Here is a 24298-nt window from a genome sequence, read left to right as displayed (position 1 = left end):
ATTTCCACTTCCATCAGGGCTAGAGGAAAATTCATTTTTGTTTCAGAATCTTTCCCTAGATTGTGCGCTTATTTTGAAACTGGTGTTAATCCCAATTTAGCGGCTCTTTTCATCAATAATTCATAAGCGGCTTCATATTCATTCGGAATTTCTCCTTCCAGAATCGCTTCCTTGATGGTTTCCTTTAAAATCCCAATTTCCCTTGAAGGCTTCAAATTGAACATTTCCATAATTTCTTCACCCGTAATCGGCGGTTGAAATTGTCGAACATGGTCGCGTTCTTCCACCTCAATTATCTTCTTCCTAACAATGTCAAAATTACTGTGGTATTTCTTAAACTTCGATGGGTTTTTGGTGGTGATATCCGCTTCACAAAGCGTCATCAGGTTATCCACATCCTGACCGGCATCAAACACCAAACGTCGTACGGCAGAATCCGTAACCGTATCCTGGGCAAGGACAATCGGCCTTGAACTCATGATCACCATTTTCTGAACAAACTTCATCTTCTGATTCAAAGGCATGTGCAAGCGTTCAAAAATCCTTTTGACCATTTTCCCACCTAAAAATTCGTGTCCGTGAAATGTCCAACCTTGTTTTTTGTTGAAGCGTTTTGTTGGAGCCTTCCCAATATCGTGCAACAAAGCCGCCCAGCGAAGCCATACGTCCTCCGTATTCGGACAAATATTATCCACTACCTCCAATGTATGGTAAAAATTATTTTTGTGCGTATGGCCCTCAATTTCTTCTACTTGGTTCAAGGCAGTCAATTCGGGCAGAATGATATCCAGCAATCCTGTTTTGTACAGAAGTAAGAAACCGATTGAAGGTTTATCAGTAGAAAGAATCTTGTTCAATTCTTCCACAATTCGTTCGCCAGAGATAATCTTGATTCGTTCCGCATTTTTGGTAATCGATGCTAAAGATTTTTCTTCGATATCAAAATTCAACTGTGTTGCAAATCGAATTCCCCTCATCATCCTCAAAGGATCGTCAGAAAATGTGATGTCTGGATCAAGTGGCGTCTTTATGATTTTGCTTTTCAAATCTTCCAAACCATTGAAAGGGTCAAGAAGTGCTCCAAAATTGTCTTTGCTTAGCGAAAGAGCCAACGCATTTATGGTAAAATCACGACGGTTTTGATCGTCTTCCAAAGTTCCATTCTCTACGACGGGATTTCTACTTTCAAAGTGATAGGATTCTTTTCGGGCACCAACAAATTCAATATCAATGTCTTGAAATCGAAGCATAGCCGTTCCGTAGGTCTTGAAAACCTGCACTTTTGGTTTTCTTGGAAGCAATTCCGAAACCTTCAAGGCAAGTTCAATTCCGCTTCCAACTGCCACAATATCGATGTCTTTTTTAGAATCTCTTTCTAATATAAAATCCCTTACAAAACCACCAATAACGTAGCTATCTACGCCAATTTCTTGTGCGGCTTTTGAGATTATTTCAAATATTGGGTTATGTAGGGCTTGTTTGTAGTTATATTTTGTAGCCACAGATTCACAGATTTTTTTTAATACTACTTGATGATTCTTTTATACTCAAGAGATGTTTTGTTGAAATTAACCAGGATTGCAAGTCTATGACCTGAAACGTGTAAATAATTTAAGCATTGTGAAATGTGTTTTTCATGCAATCCATCAGTGGATTTAATTTCAATGATGATTTTATCTAGTACAACAAAATCGGCATAAAACTTATGATTCAAAACTACGTCTTTGTAATGAACGGAATATTCCTTTTCCCTTTCAAAAGAAAAAGGAATTTTCTTTAATTCATATTCGAAGGCATCTTTGTAAACAATTTCAGAAAAACCTTTTCCCAGATTTTTATGAACTTCCATCAAAGCTCCAATAATTTTATAAGTGTCTTCTTCGTATAAATATTCGGACATCTTGTATAGGTTGTAATTAATCTGTGAATCAGTGGCTTAAAGAAAAACTATTTTCGGATGATCTTGACCTGGGAATCGTTCGTCAATTTTATAATTGTTGAAGGTTTTCCGGCAATTTTATCGTGGTGCAAATTTACAACATAGTCAACGCCTTTTATAATTTCAGGACTAATTTCTTTGAAACTTTTTGGTGTAGGTTCTCCGGAAATATTGGCAGAAGTAGAAACCAAAGGTTTTTTCATTCGCTCCAGAAGCTTGAAGCAAAAGGGTTCTTTTACAATCCTAATTCCAAGAGTGTTATCAGATGCAATGATGTTTGGTGCCACATTTCGCGGTTTGTCTAAAATCAAAGTGGTTGGCTTTTCGGATAAGTCCATGATTTGCCAGGCAGTTTCAGGAATTTCCTTGAAAACATTATACATCATCTTTTCTCCGTTCATCAAGACAATCATGCTTTGTGTTTCGGCACGTCTTTTCAATGCGTATATTTTTGCAACTGCTTCAGGATTAGTTGCGTCACAGCCAATTCCCCAAACAGTATCGGTAGGGTATAAAATTATACCTCCATCTTTTATGACCTCGTAGGCTTTGTGTATTTCTTCGTTCATGATAATAAAATCCTAATATTAAGATTTTACAAAGTTAGGCAACCTTTTAGGTTTAAAGAAACTATTTTTTTGCTTCTTTGGCGTAGTATTGATTGGTGATTTCCAAAGCCTTTCCAATAATGTCATAATTCAAATCTTCCTCAATAGGATTCAAGTTTTTATCCAAGATGTCAAAAAGACCCGATGCATGAATGTTGGTTATCTTGGTTTTTTCGATAACAGAATACTTTTGATTATAGCCGCAAACAAACCAATCTCTTTCTTTTGTATTGTATAGATCTTGACCTGAGCTATAATCGGCAATTGGATTTTTTACACCTAGGACAGAAGTCATCAAAGTAGGGGCGATATCATAATGTAGCGTCAGATGATTGTATTGCTTTTTAGGTTTTGAAAAATCGAAAACAAGCATCGGAACCTGAATTTGATATTTGGAAAAGTTACCGCCATGTTGCCAATAACCTTTTTTATTGTCGTTGAATTCCTGACCATGATCACCAGTAATCACGATAATTGTATTTTCTAATAAATTCTTTTCTTCTAGTTGTTTGATTATTTTTCCGATTTCATTATCAATAAAATGCAATGAATTTTTATACCTGTTCACTAAAGGTTTGCTGTCGTAATCATCATCCAATTCTAAATAATCTACTTCTTCTAAACTAGGCTTAAAGGGCGTTTTGTAGTCTTTAGGATAGTCAAAACCGTGTGCGGCATCATAAAATAGATAGCCAAAGAAAGGTTTATTGGCTTCCTGCGTATCAATTTTTGCCATCCATTCATTCGTAATTTCAATATCTCTTTCAGATGGTGTGTTACCTTTTGAAAACAACCTTAAATTTGGAATGTTGGCAAAAACATTTCTGTTGAAGGGAGGATTTTCCAAAGTAGAACTTCCAAAAATGCCCAACTCATAATTTTGCTTTCGAAGCTCGTCCATGAATATGGGGGATTTTCCAACACCTGTAAACGATTCAAAATAGGTAGCAGGAATGCCATAGAAAAGTGTAAAAATACCGCCAGTAGTCATGTTTGAGCCACTTTTGTGATTCAAAAAGTGTTGTGATTTTTGAGAAAGGTTGTAGATGTTTGGAGTAATTTCGGGTGTCATGCAATCGAACCTCCAGGAATCTATAATCAGGAAAAGTATGTTTTTCTTTTTTTTACTTTCTGAAGTAACAATTGGATGTAACGGATATTGAAGTCCATTTTCTTCAATCATGTCGTTTATGGCATTGTTCTTTGCAATCTTTTCAGCATCAACCAGATTCAATTTTAGCATCAAACTTTCGGCAGTTAGCGGATAAAAAGCGGGATAAATATTTTTATACTGTGTAATTGGCCTGTAGAAGTTTACATCTGCCCAGGCATAGGTTAGATTTGTAAACAATAGGAGGATTACAAAGCTGATAGACGTTATTTTGATTTTTAAATTCTCTCTTCGGAGAACGATTTTCTTTGCGATGAAATAAAAAAGAAATTGCAACGCTATGATGAGAGCGATAAAAAAAATCGCCATCAAGATATTGTATAGAGAGAATTGAAAAGTGTCGGATGCTCTTTTACCAAACATTAAATTGAATACCAACGGCGATAAATGATACCTGAATTGACTGAAGATATTGGCATCAAGCTTTAAAACCAAAATAAAAAACACACTCAATGTTGAGAACACAATTTTTGAAGCTTTTCGTGCTTTTGTTATCCAAAAAATCAGTAAAGTTAAGAGTAGGGGGAATAAAGTTAAAAGTCCGAAATGTCCTACTGTATTCAATAAAAAATAAATCTTTGGAAAAAAACCTCCCGAGAATTCTAAATAATCGATATATGATTTAGAAATAATAAAAACGACTAATAGATTCAGTAAGAAAACTAAATATAGTTGCTTAATAAATTGATTATTATTTAATTGCATTCCCTTGATTGATGTAATTGTGGAGTGTTTAATGTTAAAAGTTAAAGTTTAAAATTTATCGTTTATAAATAGTAACTGCATTTCTTTTACTTTGCTTTCATTGTGTTTGACATATAAAGTCAACAAGCGTTCGCTGATGAATCCAAAAACCCTCCTTTGATAAGGATCTTCGCTTATAGTGATGTTTTTTTCAACTTCGAAAAGAATATCAAAAAGCCATTTACAATAAGAATCAACCCATTGTTTTTTTGCAACAAAAACATTCATCAAATAGATTTCATTGCTGTTGTTTAGGTATTTATCGATGCTTTCTTGATATTCAGGATATTTTTTTACAATGATTTCCATTGTCGTTTTCCAATCACTTTCTATATGATTTTTGCAGTATTCATCGGCAATCGACATATACTTTTTATTGACCTTGATGTGTCTTTTGTAAGGGAGTAGGACATCATTTTTATTCAGCCATTTCTTTACACGTTCTGTAATCTTGACTGCTCCAGAATTGTGCCTTTCAATGATTGGGTCGTTTCCGTTCACCTCTAAAATCCGGTGAGGTTTAAATAGCGAATTATTAAGAAAATTAAAATACCTGCGGTAATGGTTCAATCCCAAGATGTCCTCTTCGCGTAAATTCTTCCAACTCCAATATAAAGCCGTCAGCTCACAGAAGCTTTGATTTTTCCTTGAAATATTTTCACCTGAATCATCTTGATAATAATCCTTGTCGATAGTATAAGTAGCACTTTCGCAGTTGACTTGAATAGGTCTGAAAATCGAATTATCGAAATAACATTTATCCTTATGAGTCGCAATTATGATTTTCATTTATTCCTTAAATTCTTTTTTTACATGCATCAAAGCAGAGCCAATTATTTGATGCATGTCATAATATTTATATTCGGCTAATCTGCCCCCAAATATAGTATTATTTATTTTTTCTGCCATTTTTTGATAAATATTAAAAATTTGCTGATTTTTTTCATCATTTATCGGATAGTAGGCTTCTTTCTCAGGAGTCCAATTTTCTGGATATTCTCTTGTAATTACTGTTTTTTTCTGATTGCCAAACTCAAAATGCTTGTGTTCAATTATTCTTGTATAAGGAACCTCAGCATCATTATAATTTACAACAGCATTTCCTTGAAAGTTATCCGTATCTAAAATTTCATTTTCAAATCGAAGGGAACGGTATTCCAGCATTCCATGTTCAAAATTGAAGAACTCATCTATTTTACCTGTAAAAACGGTTTTATGAGCAATTGAATCATAATGTTCGCGGTTCTGAAAATAGTCGATATTGGTTTTACACTCGATATTTTCGAGCAAACCATTGATGATTTTATTGTAGCCACCAACAGGAATTCCTTGGTACTTATCGTTGAAATAATTATTATTGAAAGTGAAACGCACAGGAAGCCTCTTGATGATAAAAGCAGGAAGTTCTGTCGTCTTTCGTCCCCATTGTTTTTCGGTATATTCTTTAATTAAAGCTTCATAGATGTCTTTTCCAACCAATGAAAGTGCTTGTTCTTCAAGGTTTTTAGGGTTGTTAGTTCCGTATTCTTCAATCTGCTTATTGATTTTATCATGAGCTTCCTGAGGAGTTTTTGTTCCCCAAAGTTGATAAAAAGTATTCATATTAAACGGAAGATTGTATAATTTTCCTTTGGAGAGAGCTGTTGGAGAATTTACGTAGTGATTGAATTTTGCAAATTGATTGACATAATTCCAAATCGTTTCATCATTAGTATGAAAAATATGTGCGCCGTATTTATGAACGTTGATGCCCTCCACGTTTTCACAATACACATTTCCGCCAAGATGATTACGCTTGTCAATTACCAAGCACTTTTTGCCACGTTTTGTTGCTTCATGAGCAAAAACACTCCCGAAAAGACCTGAGCCTACAATTAAATAGTCGTATTCTTTTTTCATAATTCTAGCGAAATATCTTTTTAATGTCAGCAATCATTCTTTCTTTTTCGCCCATTACAAATTCCCTGAACGAAAGAAAATCTTGTCTAACCGTTTCGAAATTTTCCATAATGTGATTGATTTTTGCACTCGCATTTTCAACCGTGATTTCATTTTCGTGAAGTTTGTACTGTTCTGGAATGCCCAAATCTTCTTTAAAACCAGAAGTTCCATCTCTACCGGTCAATAAACAGCATCCTGAAACCAATGCTTCACGCGGAATTTTATCCCTTCCGGGGAAATAACCAAAATCTACATGCAATTTTGTTTTTCTCAATAAATCACGCATCTCAACACGTGTCATTCCTTGTAGCGGGACCCATTTATATTGAGGAAGGCTGTTGATGATTGGGCCAATCTTATCCAGTCCTTTTTTCGGATTATAAGTAATGATGTTTTCCTTTTCGAAATCATTCAAATTTGGCAAATTCTCAAAAAACAGCTCCGTCACATAATCACATAAATATTCTATCGGGTTGTCCAAATCCTTGGTCAAAAGGAACTCTTTAGTTCTTTGTGATTGGTTCCAATGCGTTACAGTTTTATCCTTTTCAAAGCGGTATTCCGTATGTTTGTAGGGAACCACTATTTTCCTAATCCAGTTTTTCTTTGCCTCACGGCTGTTCATTAAAACTTCATAGAAATCAAGGCTCAGCCACCACACTTTCTTTTCAGATAAAGGATAACGCGCGATCCAGTTGGTCATCGATTCGGGTATAACGACAATGTTATTCGGACTATCACTTATTTTAAAAGTATAAGGAACGTCATAGTTCTGGTAAAAAGGATGTACTGGATTCATTTTCCTTTTCGAGTAAAGCATTTTGACCTTATAGCCCATTTCTTTTAAAAGATGGCCTAATTGGTGCAAAGCTTCAGGACCTCCAGTTGCATTATTTGGAGGACATAATATATAGATATCTTTGTTAGTCATTGGATAAAATTAAGTAAAAAATTCTTCAAACCAATTCGTGATAAGGTATTTAGATAGTATCTCGGTTGGAATTTCCTGATATGGCTTTTCAAAAAAAGCAACATTGAATTCTGGTTTTTCGGAGTCGATTATCTGAATGTTATCAGGATTGTAAAAATCATAATTTTTAATATCTTGGTTGGTAGTGATTAATTTTTTACGCAACCCCAAACTTTCAAAAACCCTAAAAGATAGTCCGTCTTGCTTTTGCCGGTGAATGTCTAATAATACTTTGGAATCCTTTATGTATTGATTTACTTCATCCAAACCTATCGGCTTTCGAATCAAATCAACAAAATCATTGTCCTTGATCTTGTGTTTTTTGTCAAAGATGATTATTTTGTATTCGATCCCTTTATCTTTAAGTTGTTTGGCAATATTTATAATGGTGTTGCTTCTTCTGTCTTTTGATGAAATATTAAAAAGCTGGTACTTAAAAGTGGTCCTTTCGCTCGTTTCCTGCTTGTAGATAAAATTTGTTTTAAACTTAAGATTGTATTTTTTGCAATCTTCCTTTTCAAAAGAATATACCTCGTCAAAAAGCGGAATTACATTCGCAATATTTGGGTACCTACGGATGTTGTCATTAAAAAAAGCAATCGATTTATCGGTATGCTTTTTAAATTCCATTATACTTTCAGAAGCAATAAAATCCCCTTTCATGGTGATGATGATATCCTGATGTCCGAAAGCTTCCAATCTTTTAAGAATTTCCTTGCCGTAGTAAATATGCTTGAGGTTTTTTCGTGCAAACGCCTTCAAGAGAAAATTATAAATCTTGTAGAGGAAGCTAGGATATTTATACGAAAAAGAATTAAAGTTGATGTGTTGAACAACATGCCCTTTTTCGGACATAGCACCTGCCAAATGCTGATTAAAACCCCAATTATCAAGACTTATGAGTGTTATTTTCATTTTTGGAATATATGAAATACCTAATTCTGTTGTGAGATGATTTAAAACTACAAAAAATTAATCTTTTTTATAAAGTTTTGCAAGTTCTTGATATCTAACCGTCACGCTCAAGGCATTAAGATAGCATATAATGACACCTTTTTTCCCGTCCAAGATTCCCAAACGGATGAGGTATTGATACAAGAAATTATAAACTGGGTGAAAGTTTTTATAAATGAAATTAGGTTTAAAACCTGCTAAGAATTTTTCCTTGGCTTTCAGTTTCCCATAAGCAACCATTTTTCCTTTGTAGGTGTTATAATCGCTGTAGGAGTAATGGATGAGCTTGTTTTTGAGAATGCCCACTTTTCCTTCTACATCTAATTTTTCATGCACCAATCTTTTGTAAGTATATCTTGCTTTGTCTTTTCTGAATAATCGGAAAATACGGTCGGTTTGCCATCCGCTGAAATGCAAAACTTTCTTTTTGAAGAAGAATTTTCTATAGAAGTAAAAAGCATTAACGTCTGTATTACTGTCTAGAATTTGAAAGATTTCTTCCTTAAGTTCAGGTGTTAGCCTTTCATCTGCATCAATAAAAAGTATCCATTCGTTGTTGGCCTGATCAATGGCGAAATTTCTTTGGGAAGTATAATTTTCAAATGGATGTTCAATGAACTTTACATTATCAAAAGATTCACAAATTTCACGTGTTCGATCTTTACTGAAAGAGTCAACTATAATCACTTCATCGGCAAAATCTAAATCGCTTAGGAGTTCTTTCATATGGGTCTCTTCGTTTAGGGTAATGATGAGAACCGATATTTTTTTTGCAGGCGTGAATTTCATTTAAAAATTAAGTTTCAACAAATATAATTTATTTACCTTTTTTTCAAAGGATTAATTATTAAAAAAGCGATATAGTCACACTATTTTCAACATTTTTTAAACTATAAGATGTTTTGTTAGGGGTTTTGTTTGACAACTCTGTTTTTGTTTTATGGCGTAAATGATTGTTATGCAGTTTGTTGGTTGTTTAGATTCATGTCTATAAAGGCTTTTAGTTTTGGGGAAATTAACTCAGGCAGAAATTCGGAATAAAGTGGGAGGGAGAGCTTTTTTAAATCATGATACGATTTCTCTGTAAACAATTCGGGTCTGAAATCATTCAAATGAATTGACGTATGACGAATTCCATCTTCAAAAGTGGCCCATATTTTCTTTTCAATCCACGGCGAAAAAATGATGAAAGAACCTTTACCTAATGCTTTTGCCATATTTATAGAACCTCCATCGTTCCCAAAAATGATGTCGCAACGGTCCATTATTCCAATAAATGATCTCAAATCATTGCCAAGCAAATCAAAATAGACTTTTTCTTTTGTCTTTTCTGTACACAAGCTCAAAACTGTCTTTGCCTGTTCTAGCTGTTTTGGAAAATAATTGAAAAGAATGTTCACATCATAGTTTTCTCCAATAAAATTTAACAGCTTGGCCATATACGCAAGGGGATAGGTTTTGATTTCCTCACTTCCCAGCAAACTGATCATTATTGTTTTTCTGTCTGGTCTAACATTGTGCTTGCGAAACAATTCCTCAGCCTCTTTTTTTTCTTTCTCTGTAACAAACAGCCTAGGTTGAACTTCTTTTTCTATCTTTAAATCCAATGGTGATAAAAGTGAAAGCCTTCTTTCAATGGCCAATCCCAAGTTGCTTTCAGGAAAAGCAGCCATCGGAACATTATCGGTATAAAGAAATGTTCTTCCTGATTTTTTATAGGAAATCTTGCGTTTTGCACCGCTCAAAAGGGTAATGACCCAGCTTTGCAATTTGGAATATGCATCAATTACCAAATCATATTTATTTTCTCGGATGGTCATTGCAAATTTCAGAAGTTCAATAAAACTTTTCTGTGGTCCTTGTCCAAACAGTATTATGTTGTCAATAGCACGATTTCCTTCTAATACAGGAGTCGTATTGTCGTTTACCAGATAGTCAATTGTTGCTTCCGGATAGGCTTTTCGAAGGTTGTTGCAGATGATGCTGCTCACCAATACATCACCAATCATTTTTTGCTGAATGACCAGAATCTTCATAAATGATTACGGTTTTACGGTTAATTGATTATTGATTACTCTTTCGTTAAAGGACTGAATATAGGCTTTTATGAATTGCTCCATTTCACTATGGATCTTCTTTTCAGAATCCAAAAGATTCTTCTTCAGCATGGGGTCTTTTTTGAAATCGTACAGGCCGATTGATTTTGTTCCGTCAAAGGCAAGATAATAATCATTATTGATATAATTGTATATATTGTCGAGATAAGTCACAACAAAATTCTTGTCGGATTGGTAGGACTTTCCAAAACTGACCACATTGTCCTTTACATTCAAATAGTCCAGTATGCTTGGAAGGATGTCAATTTGCTGGAAGTTTTTCTCACTTACTCCTTTGAGCCCGGGGTTTGATGGATCAAAAAAGAAAATAGGAACCATGAACTTGCCGATGCTGGTCTTGTATTTGCCTTCCCCAAAAGCGCCAGTATGGTCGGCTGTAAACACAAACAAAGTATTGTTGTACCAGTCTTGCTTTTTGGCGGTATCAAAAAAGCGACGCAAAGCATAATCAGAATATCCCAATGTTTCATGAATCTGTGTAGTGCCTTTTGGAAATTTGCCTTTGTGTTTTTCAGGCATAATAAAAGGCTGATGGGAGGAAATGGTGAACACAGAGGTAAAGAAAGGTTGCTTGAAAGTGCTTATTTCATTGCAAAAGAACTGCAGAAACTCCTCATCAAAAATTCCCCAACGGCCATCAAAATCAGCTTCATTGTAAGGAGTGTATTCATTTTTGCCATAATATTTTTCAAATCCGGCAACCTTGCAGTATTGGTCAAAATTCTGACTTCCATTAAAGGCACCGTGAAAAAAAGAAGTATTGTAGCCTTGTTTTTTAAAGATTTTCGGCAATCCGTATACTTCGTTTAGAGAATACCCAGATGAAATCATCGAGGTGTTCATCAAGCTTGGAATGCTTGATAATGTAGAAGGGACAGCGTCAATAGAAACCTTTCCGTTGGCAAATCCATTTTTAAAATAATACGATTGTGTAATCAAGGAATCTACGAAGGGAGTATAGCCAGCCTGTACGTTTTCGCTGCCAAAGCTTTCCAGAATCACCACCACCACATTTTTCCTGATGGGCTTTTCAGATGGATTTGTTCGAACTACCGGATTAAAAATTGCATCAAGTTCGGAGTTTGTGTAAAATTTCACGTCGCTCAGGCTCTCTTTCGCGCCAAGTGTCTTAAAAATGGTAAAAGGTGTATTCAATACCAATGCCGAATTTCCCAGTGAAGCATAATTGATGGAATCAACAATCCTGAGCGGTTTCCTTTGCCAGCCACCACGTGCCATCAAAAAAGTAACCGCAAGCGCAAACAGTAGAATAAATGATTGTTTTGTAATGTCCCTAACATTCAATTTCTCTGCAGGAAGCACAAGGTGGGGCTTTGAAAACAATTTCCATAAAAGAATAGCCAAACCAATCAAGAGTAATGGCAAGTACCAGAACTCTTTTAGATACGAAACCAGCAAGCCGCCAATTTCGTTTTCCATCCCTTTGGCAGTGATCAGCCCAAAGGAACTTCTCCTGCCGGTAAACTTGTAGTATTCAAAATCGACAAAATTGGTCGCAATAAAAATAATATTCACTGCAAAAAAGCCAATTTTCAATCCCTTCTGATAGCCGGGCCTGTATTTGAAATTTCCGGGAACCAGATGCAAAAGCACAAAAAGGATATTGATAAAACTGATAGCCGATAGATCAAACCGGAAGCCACCAATAAAAGTGTTCAGGTTGATGTTTGTAAAAGAATCCTGATTGAATGCCAAAAAGAGGATCCTGCACAGTTGATAGATAATGAAAACAATGCCCAGTCGCTTTGCTAATAGTTTTAGGAGGCTATAGTAGTTATACATTTATAAGCATAATAATTTACGCCCCAAATGTAATTATTTATTATAAATTTAGTGTTATTGGTTTGTCGTAGGATTTAAATGTGAAATAATTAAAGCGCTTTCTTAATTGCCATTTTCTAATGAGATTCAAAGGCTTGGATTTCAAGTGTGATTTGTCTTTGTTCAAAAAAGCAATGGTAGCGTCAACGACTCTTTTGCTGGATTTTCCATCTGAGTAAGGATGTGTCCATTTGATGTAATCTTGAATTGCAGTTATAGTCTTTTCGGGTCTGGTAAGTGCCAAATCCAATGCGTCTTCAATTTCCGATACACTCGTAACATCAATCAAATGATCGCCCGGTTTTCTGTTTCTAAAAGTCACAACTGGTTTTTCCTGTACCAAAAACTCAATAATTGCCGATGTGGTATCGGAGAACATGATGTCGGCTCTTTTAAAAAGCGGAATAAGATCTGAAGTGTCAAAATAGTTGAAATATTTACCTTCCAAAGATTGAAATTTGTCTTTTGTCTCCTTATCCAGAACTGGATGTAAAACACAAAGAAACTGGTATTTGCCTGTTTCAGACAAGCGTTTTATTTCTTGAAAAACGTCATCATTTTTTGCTAAACTGAGCTTTGTTGTAAAAGTGGAGGAAATCAGAATAACGGGTCTTTCAGAAACCGGCTTTACTTCTAACGGAAAAAGCGGGTCTACTTTGGACCATCCCGTCTCTACAACTTCAAAAAAACCGTATTTTTTTGCCTGCTGCTGGAATATTGTGGTAGTCGATGGCCCTTGGGTTGTATACAAATCAAAGAAACCACGAATCTTGAAATGATCGCTCATCAACGGCCTTTTATTGGCAGAGAAGCCGTGAAATATTTGCACTTTAATCCCCGGGATAAAATCGGCTACAGTATCAGTAGCAGTCAAAACAATATGTGGATTATAATCCAGAACTTCCTCAATAGTATCCAAAATAGTATCTTCCTTTTTAAGATGGCTTTTGGTATATTCTAATTCAGAAAACCAAGCTACACTATGGCCCTGTCGTTCTATTTCTTGTTGAAGCGGTCTTCCAATTGGAATACTGTAGGGGTGTGCGATATAAAGTAAGAAATTATACATATTTCGGTTAAAAGTGATTGAAAAGTCGTGTTTTCTCTCAAAGTTAAGCTATGGATATTCACGGCTGAAAATATTTAACATAGCTTTTAGAAAAAATACTGAGAGTTATATTTCTATATTGTTAAGAAAAAAAATACTTTCTATTAAGGTTTTGGTTGAATAGATGCGAACTGTACATTTTATTTAGCTTTTAATTAATAACTCCAAGTAATTATTGATGTTTCGATGATAATCTGAAAACACTCTGGCAATAGCTCGGTCTTAATTTTGTAGCAAATGCTATTAGAAAAAAATGAAGACTTCTGTTATCCTCACCACCTATAATTCCGAAGCTTGGCTCGAAAAAGTAATCTGGGGCTTAAGCGTGCAGACGGAAAAAGATTTTGAAATCATTATTGCCGATGATGGTTCCAAAGCCACCACAAAAGAGTTACTTGATGCTTTGCGTCCCCAACTTCAAATGCCCTTGATTCACGTCTGGCAGGAAGACAATGGCTTCCAGAAATCACAGATACTGAACAAGGCAATTATAGCTTCAAACACTGATTATCTGATTTTTACCGATGGTGATTGCATTCCCAGGGAAGATTTTGTAGCCACGCATCTGAAATACCGTCAAAAAGGCTATTTTCTTTCAGGCGGATATTTTATGCTTCCAATGGATGTTTCCAAGATTATTTCGAAAGAAGATATTATAAGTCAGGATTGTTTTGATGTAAGATGGCTTGTTTCTCAAGGATTGAAAAAAACATCCAAGGCCAGCAAGCTCATGGCAAAAGGCTTGGCGGCTAGAATAATGAATGCCATTACCCCAACAAAAGCCACATGGAACGGACATAATGCTTCTGGTTGGAAAAAAGACATAGTCGAAATCAATGGTTTCAACCAAGAGATGCAATATGGAGGGCAGGATAGGGAATTGGGAGAAAGGCTTTTCAATAAGGGGCTAAAATCAAAGCAGATACGCTACAGTGCCGTGTGCATCCATTTGGACCATGCACGCGGTTATGTAAACGAAGCCACCTGGAAAAAGAATTTTGCCATCAGGGAATATACTCAAAAGTATAAGGTAGTACGGACACCTGTCGGGATCGACCTTAATTTAAATATGCAGTCAGAATAGGCAGGATAAAGTTGGGAGTGAAATGCTGGTAGAGCTCAAGGGACTGCTTCTTCATTTCCTTTTCAGATTTAGCACCGTACAGTTCCGGTTTGAAATCCCTCACGTGAACGGATACATTCGTCTTGCCGTCCTCAAAAGCATTCCACGCTTCTTTCCTGATCCAGGGCGAGAAGATCGTAAAGGTAGGGATGTTCATCGCCTTTGCCATATTTACAGCGCCTCCTTCATTGCCTATCAAGGCATCACAATGATGGGTAATCGAAAGAAACTCCCGAATGCTTCCCGGAATCACATCAATCCTGATGTTTCCCTGTGTCTTTGGTTCGCACAAATCAAAAAGTTCCTGAGCTTCCTTTCGTTGCGAAGGCATGTAATTGAAGAGCAGTGTGGCTCCGGTTTTTTCCACAATAAAATCCAACACCTTTGCCATAAACGGAAAAGGGTAGGTCTTTATAGTGCCGCTTCCTAACGCACCAATCATAAAAAGCTTCTTGGAAAAGTCAATATTGTTTTGTTCGAGGATGTGCTTTCCGTTCTCAATTTCCTGATCGGTCAAGAAAATACGGGGCTTTATATCAAGGGAAATATTTTTCGGATTAAGGGAATGCAATAGGTTGAGCCTATTTTCGAGCGCTATCCCTGCATTGGTTACCGCCTTTACACCATCGCAAACCGTCTCGGTATACAGAAAACGCGTGTAGGATTTGTCAACCCCAATTTTAGTCTTTGCTTTCGAAATTCCTACGACGAGATTACTTTCAAGCTTGCCATAAGCATCGATTACTATATCGTATTTGGCCCTTCTGATGCTTAATAAAAACCCCAGAAGGGCCTTCTTACTTTTCCTGTATTCGTCCTTGAATAGGATAATGTTGTCAATATTAGGATTGTTTTCCACCACAGGTTTTGTGAAAGGATAAATGAGATAATCCACCTGCGCATCGGGATAAAGCAACTTCAGATTGTTGCAGATGATCGTACTTGCCAATACATCGCCAATCATTTTCTGCTGAATCACTAATACTTTCATATTTTATAATCATGAGTTATGAGTTATGAATTATGAGTTACTGCTGTGCAACTTATAATTCATAACTCATAATTAAATTAAACCGCCACGTCGTATTCGCGCAAAGCGTCGTTCAAGCTGGTCTTCAAATCAGTCGAAGGCTTGCGCTTTCCAATAATCAACGCACAAGGCACTTGAAATTCTCCTGCTGCAAATTTCTTGGTATAGCTTCCCGGAATCACTACCGAACGTGCCGGAACAACCCCTTTCATTTCAACCGGAGTATCTCCCGTAACATCTATAATTTTAGTAGAAGCCGTAAGGCAAACATTCGCTCCCAAAACCGCTTCGGTCTCTACGCGAACACCTTCCACAACAATACATCTCGAACCGATAAAAGCACCATCTTCAATGATAACCGGAGCTGCTTGCAATGGTTCCAATACACCACCAATTCCAACACCACCACTCAAGTGAACGTTCTTTCCAATCTGCGCACAGCTACCAACCGTTGCCCAAGTATCCACCATCGTACCTTCGTCCACAAACGCACCAATGTTCACATAGCTCGGCATCAAGATCACACCCTTTGAAATATAGGCGCCATAACGTGCCACAGCCGGAGGCACCACACGGATTCCTTTTTCGGCATAATCACGCTTCAAAAGCATCTTGTCGTGGTACTCAAAAATACCCGCTTCCCATGTCTCCATTTTTTGAATCGGAAAATACATTACCACGGCCTTCTTTACCCATTCGTTCACCTGCCAGCCACCTTCAATTGGTTCGGCAACACGCAAAGTTCCGGCATCCAAAAGGTCAATCACCTCACGGATGGCATTGGTTGTAGTTTCTTCCTGTAGCAAGGCGCGGTTTTCCCAAGCCTGTTCAATTATGGTTTGTAACGTCTTCATTTGTTTTGATTTTCCAGCAAAGATAAGCGTTTTGCAGATAGTTCAAAAAGCAAATACCCCACTAAATTTAGGTTTTTTGTGAATTGATTTACACCTTAGAAAGTGCATTTCAAACAGCAAATTATCGGAGTGCCTTCGGTATTATCCCTCCACAATATCCTTCAATTGCTGAACAAGTTCGTCAATAATCACATTGCACCGCTGTGCCTCATCGGCAGAGGAAACAATCCCGCTCTTGATGACAATCAGCTCGCTCCTAAAGTCGTCATACACCGTGTCCATATACCCGCTTTCGAGCATCTGCTGGCGCAAATTCGGTACAGGAAGCCTGTTTTTCTTGTAGTGGTAGAACAGCTGTTCGGCCTGGTCTTTAAATTCTTCCATAGAAGTGGTGTAAGGTTATGGGTTCAGGGTTATGGGTTCAAGGTCTTGGGTCTCCTAGTCTTTTTTCTTTTTTCTTTCTTCATAAAGGAATCAGTTCAAGACCTACTCAAAGATAGCAAACCTTGTGTTGCTGGCATACGGTTTAACTTATTTTATACAATTTTCCTAATATTAAAAAAACATTGATGGTTTGATGTTTTTTATTTAATACTTATTTTAAATAATTTTTAAAATAAGTATTAATTGTATGAGTATATTTTATAAATTTATCATAATTAATCAGTTGGGCTTTTTTGTGGCTTTCCTGATAGGGTAGTTTCAAGAGGCTATCCAAAACGATAAGAGCATTGGATTGAGAAATATAAATTGCAATGATGCTCGTTCTTAGTATGTGCCGAATTTTTTTATTTTTTTTAACCATAAAAGCTGATTTATGAAACACAGTCAATTTGACATTATGAAGGCCTTAATGGCGGACAAGAGCATTGAATCAATTTATCTGGACACTGCTCAAATGAAGATTCTTTTTAAAGTGGAAGACCGAACGCTCTACCGCTGGCGAAAGAAAAAACTCGTGTTTTCCAGAAAGATTGGAGGAAAACACTTTTACCCGCTCCACATGGTGATGAATATGATGGAAGCGCCTCCCTCTCCTTAAAAAAAATACCCCTACCTGCAGTATTCCCTGCAGGTTTTTTTTGCCCAATTTTGAGCAATTTTGACTGTGTTTCAAAAACGTCAATTTAGGTACAAAAACGCTGTTTGTAATTATCTAAAATCCCTTTATACATAAGGCTTTTAGGAGCTTTCTACCACCTTTGTTCGAGGATTGTTCGACGGAGGGTCTATTTTGACACCATCGAGTCGAACAATCCTCGAACAATCTTCGAACAAACCTGCTTCCATTTTGGGTACATCGGACAGTGTCGGACATTTGGTGTTCTTTTCTACGTTAAGATAGTCGTAATTTAGAAGAATTATCTCCCGTTCGGACAACTGCAGACAGGCTCATTGCGGGCTCAAAAAACCATCCTACATTCGCTTTAGAAATCGGCAGTAAGTGTCAAGATTAAGTATTAACTAACCAAAAATTATTGAATTATGGGTACGTATGAACAGGGAATCCTTGGAGCATTTTCAGGATTGGTAGGTCCGGTAGTGGGATCGAGTTTTAGGGGCAAAAGCGTAATGCGCGGTAGGCCTAGAAAAAGCAAGAAATTGCCAACGCCAGCTCAGCTGGCACAACGCGAGCGTTTTTCGGCAGTAACAAGGTTTATGACCCCGGCAAGAGAAATCTTGTCGCAGTTTTTCGGGATGCCTTCGGGCTCAAGGTCGCGCTACAACATGGCAACTTCCTATTATTTGCAGGAAGCGGTAGCAACAGTAGGAGCAGAGGCGGTAATCCTTTACCACAAGGCACTTTTCTCCAAGGGCACCCTCCTGCAACCGCAGAATTTGGAGGCGGAAGCTGTTGGCTCAAAGCGATTGGAACTGAAATGGCAGGACAATTCGGAACAGGGCAATGCCAAAATAGACGACCGATTGCTGGTGGTTCTTTTTGAACCCGAAACAGAACTGTATGAGTTTTTTCTGGGTGCAGGAACACGTGCAAGAGGGGAAGCTGTATTGAACTTGCCGGGCTATCTGGTAGGGCAAAATGTAGAATGCTGGGCGTTTATGGTTTCAAACGATAATGTGCTGAAATCAACAAGCCAGTATCTGGGCAAGCATCTGATTTCTTAAACGAAAGCGGTGTATTTTTAAAAGCCTTGGGGATCCCTAAGGCTTTTTTACTTTTTTTGTGGCTTTACGGGAAACCGTAATTTGGATTGATTTTTCTGACTTTTATTTGTGAATGGTTTTTTTGTGTATATTTCGGGGAATTTATTATACTTATACAGCTAATTTGGGTGGATATGTATCATAAAACCATACATATATATAAGTTAGCTGTCAGCTTCAAAAACCACGAAACTAAATAAGAAATATGGAATTAAATTGGGTTAGAGAATATAACAAACTTTTTGAAGCAATCAACCAGCAAGGATTGCCAACATATTTTTCGGGCAATAGATTTATTGGAATAATTAGAGAATTTGATAATAATTTTGCGGACTATAATCAATACATTAGTTACCGACAAGAAAAAGGTTTAAGTACTAGTAGAAAAAATTATTACTATGACATTTTAATGTTATTTAAAGAAGATGTCAGAAACCAAATAATTGCAAGGATTTGGGAAGAAGTAGAAAATTCTAAAGAAGAAGAAAAAGAAAAGCATTCTCAAAAAGAGACGCTAAAACCACAAGTAATAGATATTTGGTTTGAAGACAAAATTTCAATCGTCGAAAAAGAAGAGCCATTAGCAACAACCGAAACAATCGAAAGTCCAACTGTTTTTATTTCATATTCTTGGGATGACGAAGATCACAAAAATTGGATTCTTGGATTAGCTACTAAACTAATTGAAAATGGTGTAACAGTTATTTTGGATCGTTATGATTTAAAACCAGGTAAAAATATGTTACATTTTATGGATGAAGCGGTTAAAAAATCTGATAAAGTTTTAATGATTTTTACCGAAAACTATAAACTAAAAGCTGAAAAAAGAGATGGTGGAGTCGGTTACGAATACTCTATTTTTAATGTTGAACTTTATAAAAAAATCACATCAAATGAAAAGTACATTCCTATTTTAAAAAATGGGACATTTGAAACATCAATTCCTGATTTTATTCAACAATTTATTGCGATTAATATGACCGACAATTTTAGATTTGATGAGAAATTTAATGAATTACTGTTAGCAATATACGATAAGCCACAAATTGAAAAACCACAACTAGGAAAAAGACCAAGTTTTATGGATAAAAAGCCGAACAGCTAACACACGCTACAAGCAATTTGGGCATTTGGCTTAATGGAAAAATTGGTTTGTATTTGGAAGATTTGGCAAATCCGAAGAATGGGCTTAATTTAATCCCAAACTGCGTGTAGCGCGAGAACGCTATAAACAATTATATGAACTTTTCTGCTAAAAAAGAAACAACATCAATTATGAAAAAAAATATTTTGTCTTTAATTCTAATCCTTGTTTTAAACTTATCTTACGGTCAACATAAATTTGGCGTCTTTACAGGAATCAATTACAATTATTTAACTGAAGGTAATTTTAAAGGACTACTTACAGAAAGTTCTATATCTTTTCATCTTGGAGTTTTATATGAAATACGACTAAATGATAAAATTTGCTTTAGACCAAAATTAGTTTTTTCACAACAAGGAGACAGAACCGAAACAAAACAATCTTCAGATTTTAATCTTACTCAACTTGATTACAAATTATCGTATTTAAATGTTCCGTTAGAATTCAAGTTTGGTAATAAAATTTACTTTATTACAGGGCCACAAATTGGATATCTAATTCAAACAGAAAAAATGAGTAATGATTTAGGTGATGTAAAATCAGATATTGATTATGGATTTAATGTTGGAGGAGGATTTAAAATTGATAATTATTTTGTAGAATTAAGTACTTATAAAGGCTTTTCTAAAGTTTATGAATATGAAGATATGTACAATAATAAACTTAGTTTGACTAATACATTGTTTAGATTATCAGTTGGTTACAATTTTTAAAACTGTTTATAACAGCGGTTTTGCGCAACTGCTAGTTTGTGATAGAATTTCGTTACTTTTCCATAACTTCGTTTGGTCCAGCCCCCGCTACCGAGCGAATCCCTTCCCATGGCAAAGCCCCGAAACGTTGGCAGTAATTTTAACCAACAGCACGATGTAAAGACGGTTTATGAAAGAAAGCCTACAATTGAGTAATTAATATTTTAGTATCATTTCGATTGACAATACTTTTAAACCATAATAATCAACGTAATATACAATGAAGAAAATTTTAAAAATCATTAAGTTCACATTTATTACTATTTTAAGTGTTTGTTTACTATTTATCCTGTACTTTTTTGTCAGCAATAAATTATTTTTAGAATCTAAGAATGAAGTCAATATAAGTTATTTGACAAAAAATAAGATTGAAATTACAAACTCAATTAATGAAAAATTATTTGATGATGACTTTTACAAATCAAAGGTTTTCCTTTTGGGAGAGATTCACGGCTACGCTGACAATCAAAAATTGGACAAGGAGATGCTCTTTTTTCTAAATAAAAAATTGGGTGTTAAATATTACATCGCAGAAATGGATAGCATAACTGCTAAAAAACTTAATGTTTTTTTGAAAGATAGTTCAAAAAACCAACAAACTTTAAAAGAGGTAGTTGTAGCAATTAAAGAAAGAATTCCGCAACAATCGAGTCAGGAACTATTTAATAAATGGAACGACATTTATGATTATAACCAAAAACTAACAGATTCATTAAAAATTACCGTCATTGGAATAGACAAAAATTTTAATGATGATTCTAATGTAGCAAGAGATTCAGCAATGGTAATTAATTTTAAAAATTCAATCAAAAAGATGAGCCTTGAAAACGAAAAATTCTATGGTCTTTTTGGTTATTTTCACGTCCTGCAAAATAGGACTGAGAATGGAAGCGAGACTTTCGCTTCCGAACTAAAAAAATCAGGCATTAAAACAACCAGTTTTGTTAGTTATACTTTAGACAGCGAAATGTACCTTCCTAAAAATCCTCAATTTCCTACGCCAGAAAATGAAAAAGTAGATTGGATTAATGCAGACGGCCCATTGCAACTTGTTAAGGGTATTAATGATTTAAAAGAATTAAGTGAACCTAATTCTATTACTCTTTTCAAGTTAAATGCAAAGAATTCACCGTTTCTAAAATCTCAACATTTAATTAATGTAAAATCGAGGGTTTTTGGAGACAATATTATTCCTCAAAAAGGTACCTTTACTACAGATTATTTTCAATATGTTTTTCTGTTGAGGAATTCAAAAGCATTAACAAAAATAAAATAATAAAACTACCGATAAGGAAAGGTTTGGGAGTAGTGGGTCGAATTCCGATGTATCGGGACAAGATAGGCAAAGTTCAATGGCAGTTCTTCGATTAAACTTTTGTGCAAAATTGAAGATTTCCCGATGTAAAATCGGGACAAGTTGTGCTTCGATTGCCTCACCATCGCAAAGTCCCGAAACGTTAGCCAACATTTTATATGAACATCTATCTTGACAACAACATTTTTATCTACTTAGAGGAAGGGAAAATTTCAATAAGCGATTTAGAAACTTTAATCGAAAATAAAATTGATAAGATTTTCTTTTCAGCTTCTCATATTCAAGAAACTTTGGAAATAAAAGGTAATGATGAAAATCAGAGGAATGAAAGAATTAACCAACGGCTAAAAACTATAGCAAATTTTTCAAAAAATTGCTATATGAATGAAAATTTACAAAATGAAGTCTATGAATATGAGGAAAGTCCTTTTACAGTAATCGAAACCATTACTGAAGTATCATTTGCTCAAAATGCAATAAAGGGAATGACAAATTTCGTTTCTGAAGAACAAAAATTAGAGAGCCAGAAAATACTTGGTATTGATCCGCAAAAACTAAATAATTATAGCCCATCAGAAGTAATTCAACAATTAACAAAAATGTTAACTCAATTCGGTGAAGATTATACGTTTCTAAATATGATTGAAATTGGCATTTCACATCATCCCGATGGTAAGACATTTGGTAGAAGTAACAGAATTGCAGCGATTTTTGAACTTTTGGATATGCTAGGTTATTGGAAAGATAAAGCTAATGACAAGTCAAATTATGCTCGTCTTTGGGATAGTAGTCATACGTTTTACGCTTCTCATTGCGATTATTTTATAAGTAATGACAAACGAACTGTCAACAAAGCAAAAGTTGTTTACGATGTTTACGGAATTAAAACAAAAATCTTAATGCCAAAAAACGTCGGCTAACTCCCCGCTACCGAGCGAATCCCTTCACGTGGTCACTATGAGTTTTATAAACCTTCAACCTCAAATCTATAAGCAATGAAAACCTATTATTCCATCTTTCTATTATTAATTTTCAATTACTCTTTTGCCTGCAGTTGCATCCCTACACCATCGATGGAAAAAGCGCTTGATGAAACTGATGTGGTGGTAACGGGAAAAGTCTTGTCGAAGGAAAGTTTTGGTAAAAAAGACGGCAGGTTGCCCAGGTATTTCGCCAGCAATGTCAAATACAAGGTTGAGGTGACGAAAATCCATAAGGGAAAAATCAAAAAAGGAATCATCACGATTGTTACCGGACCAGCAATGGGTGGCGATTGTGGGGTGTTCTTCCAGATTGGAAAGTCCTACACCATCTATGCCGAGGTTACGTTGATTGACACAGGTGGAAAAAAAGTAGAATTTCTGGAAACCACTATTTGTACAAGAACGGCTAAGGCTGATAAAACGGAATCTGCCAAAATTGAAAAGTATTGTAAGCTGAAAGGATATAGTTAGGATTATTGTAAATATCGAAAAACCAATCAAGAGACTGTTTTTGTGAATGATAGGAGTAAAAAAAGTATAAACTTCACTTTTCTTTAAACAGCTTTTTCACTGTTTTTCTTTAAATTTGAGTAACAAATGTTTAAAAACAGCTATCATGGAAAAGAACAAAGTAACACTACACAGAGTCTTATCGGCCAGTCCCGAAAAAGTTTTCAAGGCATTTTCAGATGCCGATGCAATGGCGTCGTGGTTTCCTCCCTACGGTTTTGTCTGCAAGGTACACAGTCTGGATTTTAAGGTTGGAGGGCATTACAGAATGTCGTTTACCAATTTCGGTACGGGCAACAGCCATTCTTTTGGCGGACAATATTTGGAAATTATCCCTAACGAATTATTAAAATTTTCAGACCAGTTTGACGATCCTAATTTGCCAGGACAGATCACCACAACAATAACTTTAAAGGAAGTTATAGGAGGTGCTGAGCTTGTTGTAGTACAGGAAGGCATTCCGGATGCAATACCGGTGGAGATGTGCTATTTGGGCTGGCAGGAATGTCTGGACAAGTTAAAACGTTTGGTAGAACCCAACATCTCTGATGCCTAAATATAACAACAAAAAGCAAAAGCCATAGAAATTTGCCGGCAAGTTAGGTTTTAAGCAGAAACAAAGCTAGGCGCTTTAATTAAAAGGAAATGGGAACAAAACAAAAAGCAATGAAAAACGCTCTAGCAAATTTACTAGAGCGTTTTTGATATTTAAGAAGCAATAGGCATGCGGTATAACAAGTCCAAAAGTGGCTCATGGATGTCGTTGTTGCGTTCTTTCCAAACCTCCATTTTAAGGTTGGAGATAATTTGTTGTCTTTTGGTAGTGTCTTCCAGATTTTTAAGACGTGTTCTTAGAAAGTTAACCGTTGGATATTGGTAACGAGTTGATTTCAATCTGTTGATGATGTAATTTGAGTCCATAGCGAATTGTATTTAAAGGTTGTTGTTAGTTTTAATTTCTTTAGCCAAATTAGCAATCAAATATTAAGTAGGTGTTATACTATAAATGACAGATGTTATGAAATTT

At 35.7% G+C, this 24298-nt stretch carries 25 protein-coding genes; 9 read left to right on the top strand and 16 right to left on the bottom strand.

The features are described 5' to 3' along the window. Window positions 1-68 precede the first annotated feature (68 nt). The 12 genes from ACI6PS_RS12120 to ACI6PS_RS12065 form a co-directional block, all read right to left on the bottom strand. Entirely contained in the window at window positions 69-1502 is a 1434-nt protein-coding gene (locus ACI6PS_RS12120; protein WP_421012834.1) for a CCA tRNA nucleotidyltransferase, read from the bottom strand. 23 nt (window positions 1503-1525) lie between these two features. Further along, complete coding sequence (locus ACI6PS_RS12115) at window positions 1526-1900, bottom strand: GxxExxY protein (RefSeq protein WP_421012833.1); 375 nt, start codon at window positions 1898-1900, stop codon at window positions 1526-1528. 47 nt (window positions 1901-1947) lie between these two features. Then, window positions 1948-2508, bottom strand: a complete 561-nt coding sequence (locus tag ACI6PS_RS12110) for an L-threonylcarbamoyladenylate synthase (RefSeq protein WP_421012832.1) — start codon at window positions 2506-2508, stop codon at window positions 1948-1950. A 61-nt stretch (window positions 2509-2569) separates the two neighbouring features. Then, the gene (locus ACI6PS_RS12105) at window positions 2570-4423 is read right to left on the bottom strand and encodes a DUF3413 domain-containing protein (RefSeq protein WP_421012831.1); all 1854 of its coding nucleotides are present in this window, start codon (window positions 4421-4423) and stop codon (window positions 2570-2572) included. 48 nt (window positions 4424-4471) lie between these two features. Then, entirely contained in the window at window positions 4472-5251 is a 780-nt protein-coding gene (locus ACI6PS_RS12100; RefSeq protein WP_421012830.1) for a DUF4422 domain-containing protein, read from the bottom strand. Continuing rightward, window positions 5252-6361 (bottom strand): UDP-galactopyranose mutase, encoded by a 1110-nt coding sequence (gene glf, locus ACI6PS_RS12095; RefSeq protein ID WP_421012829.1) that lies wholly within the window; start codon window positions 6359-6361, stop codon window positions 5252-5254. It lies immediately after the preceding gene. Window positions 6362-6365: 4 nt separating this feature from the next. Further along, the gene (locus ACI6PS_RS12090) at window positions 6366-7334 is read right to left on the bottom strand and encodes a hypothetical protein (RefSeq protein WP_421012828.1); all 969 of its coding nucleotides are present in this window, start codon (window positions 7332-7334) and stop codon (window positions 6366-6368) included. 9 nt (window positions 7335-7343) lie between these two features. Continuing rightward, the gene (locus ACI6PS_RS12085) at window positions 7344-8288 is read right to left on the bottom strand and encodes a hypothetical protein (protein ID WP_421012827.1); all 945 of its coding nucleotides are present in this window, start codon (window positions 8286-8288) and stop codon (window positions 7344-7346) included. Between the two features lie 57 nt (window positions 8289-8345). Further along, complete coding sequence (locus ACI6PS_RS12080) at window positions 8346-9116, bottom strand: glycosyltransferase family 2 protein (protein ID WP_421012826.1); 771 nt, start codon at window positions 9114-9116, stop codon at window positions 8346-8348. Between the two features lie 167 nt (window positions 9117-9283). Beyond that, window positions 9284-10363, bottom strand: coding sequence for a glycosyltransferase family 9 protein (locus ACI6PS_RS12075; RefSeq protein ID WP_421012825.1), 1080 nt, complete (start codon window positions 10361-10363; stop codon window positions 9284-9286). Between the two features lie 6 nt (window positions 10364-10369). Further along, window positions 10370-12247, bottom strand: coding sequence for an LTA synthase family protein (locus ACI6PS_RS12070; protein ID WP_421012824.1), 1878 nt, complete (start codon window positions 12245-12247; stop codon window positions 10370-10372). Between the two features lie 40 nt (window positions 12248-12287). After that, window positions 12288-13355 (bottom strand): CDP-glycerol glycerophosphotransferase family protein, encoded by a 1068-nt coding sequence (locus ACI6PS_RS12065; RefSeq protein ID WP_421012823.1) that lies wholly within the window; start codon window positions 13353-13355, stop codon window positions 12288-12290. 292 nt (window positions 13356-13647) lie between these two features. Between ACI6PS_RS12065 and ACI6PS_RS12060 the strand changes: the two genes are divergently transcribed. Then, window positions 13648-14478, top strand: a complete 831-nt coding sequence (locus ACI6PS_RS12060) for a glycosyltransferase family 2 protein (protein WP_421012822.1) — start codon at window positions 13648-13650, stop codon at window positions 14476-14478. Here the strand turns inward: ACI6PS_RS12060 and ACI6PS_RS12055 are convergent. The 3 genes from ACI6PS_RS12055 to ACI6PS_RS12045 form a co-directional block, all read right to left on the bottom strand. After that, the gene (locus tag ACI6PS_RS12055; protein ID WP_421012821.1) at window positions 14453-15508 is read right to left on the bottom strand and encodes a glycosyltransferase family 9 protein; all 1056 of its coding nucleotides are present in this window, start codon (window positions 15506-15508) and stop codon (window positions 14453-14455) included. The two genes, ACI6PS_RS12060 and ACI6PS_RS12055, sit on opposite strands and share 26 nt — an antisense overlap. 77 nt (window positions 15509-15585) lie before the next feature. Next, a complete protein-coding gene (locus tag ACI6PS_RS12050) occupies window positions 15586-16401 on the bottom strand; it encodes a 2,3,4,5-tetrahydropyridine-2,6-dicarboxylate N-succinyltransferase (RefSeq protein ID WP_421012820.1) in 816 nt (271 codons plus the stop codon). Between the two features lie 141 nt (window positions 16402-16542). After that, on the bottom strand, window positions 16543-16785 hold the full coding sequence (locus ACI6PS_RS12045; protein ID WP_421012819.1) for a hypothetical protein: 243 nt from the start codon (window positions 16783-16785) through the stop codon (window positions 16543-16545). Window positions 16786-17218: 433 nt separating this feature from the next. Between ACI6PS_RS12045 and ACI6PS_RS12040 the strand changes: the two genes are divergently transcribed. The 8 genes from ACI6PS_RS12040 (at window position 17219) to ACI6PS_RS12005 (ending at window position 23827) form a co-directional block, all read left to right on the top strand. Continuing rightward, entirely contained in the window at window positions 17219-17443 is a 225-nt protein-coding gene (locus ACI6PS_RS12040; RefSeq protein WP_421012818.1) for a hypothetical protein, read from the top strand. 443 nt (window positions 17444-17886) lie between these two features. Continuing rightward, complete coding sequence (locus ACI6PS_RS12035) at window positions 17887-18528, top strand: DUF6266 family protein (RefSeq protein WP_421012817.1); 642 nt, start codon at window positions 17887-17889, stop codon at window positions 18526-18528. A 244-nt stretch (window positions 18529-18772) separates the two neighbouring features. Further along, a complete protein-coding gene (locus ACI6PS_RS12030; protein ID WP_421012816.1) occupies window positions 18773-19672 on the top strand; it encodes a toll/interleukin-1 receptor domain-containing protein in 900 nt (299 codons plus the stop codon). 134 nt (window positions 19673-19806) lie between these two features. Then, window positions 19807-20424 (top strand): outer membrane beta-barrel protein, encoded by a 618-nt coding sequence (locus tag ACI6PS_RS12025; RefSeq protein WP_421012815.1) that lies wholly within the window; start codon window positions 19807-19809, stop codon window positions 20422-20424. Window positions 20425-20683: 259 nt separating this feature from the next. Beyond that, window positions 20684-21739, top strand: coding sequence for a hypothetical protein (locus ACI6PS_RS12020; protein ID WP_421012814.1), 1056 nt, complete (start codon window positions 20684-20686; stop codon window positions 21737-21739). A 197-nt stretch (window positions 21740-21936) separates the two neighbouring features. Further along, window positions 21937-22698 (top strand): hypothetical protein, encoded by a 762-nt coding sequence (locus ACI6PS_RS12015; protein ID WP_421012813.1) that lies wholly within the window; start codon window positions 21937-21939, stop codon window positions 22696-22698. Window positions 22699-22773: 75 nt separating this feature from the next. After that, entirely contained in the window at window positions 22774-23232 is a 459-nt protein-coding gene (locus ACI6PS_RS12010; protein ID WP_421012812.1) for a hypothetical protein, read from the top strand. A 145-nt stretch (window positions 23233-23377) separates the two neighbouring features. Next, a complete protein-coding gene (locus tag ACI6PS_RS12005) occupies window positions 23378-23827 on the top strand; it encodes an SRPBCC family protein (protein WP_421012811.1) in 450 nt (149 codons plus the stop codon). 152 nt (window positions 23828-23979) lie between these two features. Here ACI6PS_RS12005 and ACI6PS_RS12000 read toward each other — a convergent pair whose 3' ends face one another. Beyond that, complete coding sequence (locus ACI6PS_RS12000; RefSeq protein WP_421012810.1) at window positions 23980-24192, bottom strand: hypothetical protein; 213 nt, start codon at window positions 24190-24192, stop codon at window positions 23980-23982. Between the last annotated feature and the right edge of the window lie 106 nt (window positions 24193-24298).

The sequence above is a fragment of the Flavobacterium sp. PLA-1-15 genome (genome assembly GCF_049060005.1).
GTDB lineage: Bacteria > Bacteroidota > Bacteroidia > Flavobacteriales > Flavobacteriaceae > Flavobacterium.
The sequence above is the reverse complement of the archived record's forward strand: the minus strand, read 5'-3'. Positions and strand labels throughout refer to the sequence as shown.

Coding starts and splice junctions, on each gene's coding strand:
- ACI6PS_RS12110 (WP_421012832.1), bottom strand. CDS start 2,508: ATGAACGAAGAAATACACAAAGCCTACGAGGTCATAAAAGATGGAGGT.
- ACI6PS_RS12010 (WP_421012812.1), top strand. CDS start 22,774: ATGAAAACCTATTATTCCATCTTTCTATTATTAATTTTCAATTACTCT.
- ACI6PS_RS12020 (WP_421012814.1), top strand. CDS start 20,684: ATGAAGAAAATTTTAAAAATCATTAAGTTCACATTTATTACTATTTTA.
- ACI6PS_RS12105 (WP_421012831.1), bottom strand. CDS start 4,423: ATGCAATTAAATAATAATCAATTTATTAAGCAACTATATTTAGTTTTC.
- ACI6PS_RS12075 (WP_421012825.1), bottom strand. CDS start 10,363: ATGAAGATTCTGGTCATTCAGCAAAAAATGATTGGTGATGTATTGGTG.
- ACI6PS_RS12090 (WP_421012828.1), bottom strand. CDS start 7,334: ATGACTAACAAAGATATCTATATATTATGTCCTCCAAATAATGCAACT.
- ACI6PS_RS12035 (WP_421012817.1), top strand. CDS start 17,887: ATGGGTACGTATGAACAGGGAATCCTTGGAGCATTTTCAGGATTGGTA.
- ACI6PS_RS12065 (WP_421012823.1), bottom strand. CDS start 13,355: ATGTATAATTTCTTACTTTATATCGCACACCCCTACAGTATTCCAATT.
- ACI6PS_RS12040 (WP_421012818.1), top strand. CDS start 17,219: ATGAAACACAGTCAATTTGACATTATGAAGGCCTTAATGGCGGACAAG.
- ACI6PS_RS12000 (WP_421012810.1), bottom strand. CDS start 24,192: ATGGACTCAAATTACATCATCAACAGATTGAAATCAACTCGTTACCAA.
- ACI6PS_RS12025 (WP_421012815.1), top strand. CDS start 19,807: ATGAACTTTTCTGCTAAAAAAGAAACAACATCAATTATGAAAAAAAAT.
- ACI6PS_RS12015 (WP_421012813.1), top strand. CDS start 21,937: ATGAACATCTATCTTGACAACAACATTTTTATCTACTTAGAGGAAGGG.
- ACI6PS_RS12080 (WP_421012826.1), bottom strand. CDS start 9,116: ATGAAATTCACGCCTGCAAAAAAAATATCGGTTCTCATCATTACCCTA.
- ACI6PS_RS12045 (WP_421012819.1), bottom strand. CDS start 16,785: ATGGAAGAATTTAAAGACCAGGCCGAACAGCTGTTCTACCACTACAAG.
- ACI6PS_RS12100 (WP_421012830.1), bottom strand. CDS start 5,251: ATGAAAATCATAATTGCGACTCATAAGGATAAATGTTATTTCGATAAT.
- glf (WP_421012829.1), bottom strand. CDS start 6,361: ATGAAAAAAGAATACGACTATTTAATTGTAGGCTCAGGTCTTTTCGGG.
- ACI6PS_RS12005 (WP_421012811.1), top strand. CDS start 23,378: ATGGAAAAGAACAAAGTAACACTACACAGAGTCTTATCGGCCAGTCCC.
- ACI6PS_RS12060 (WP_421012822.1), top strand. CDS start 13,648: ATGAAGACTTCTGTTATCCTCACCACCTATAATTCCGAAGCTTGGCTC.
- ACI6PS_RS12070 (WP_421012824.1), bottom strand. CDS start 12,247: ATGTATAACTACTATAGCCTCCTAAAACTATTAGCAAAGCGACTGGGC.
- ACI6PS_RS12050 (WP_421012820.1), bottom strand. CDS start 16,401: ATGAAGACGTTACAAACCATAATTGAACAGGCTTGGGAAAACCGCGCC.
- ACI6PS_RS12030 (WP_421012816.1), top strand. CDS start 18,773: ATGGAATTAAATTGGGTTAGAGAATATAACAAACTTTTTGAAGCAATC.
- ACI6PS_RS12055 (WP_421012821.1), bottom strand. CDS start 15,508: ATGAAAGTATTAGTGATTCAGCAGAAAATGATTGGCGATGTATTGGCA.
- ACI6PS_RS12085 (WP_421012827.1), bottom strand. CDS start 8,288: ATGAAAATAACACTCATAAGTCTTGATAATTGGGGTTTTAATCAGCAT.
- ACI6PS_RS12115 (WP_421012833.1), bottom strand. CDS start 1,900: ATGTCCGAATATTTATACGAAGAAGACACTTATAAAATTATTGGAGCT.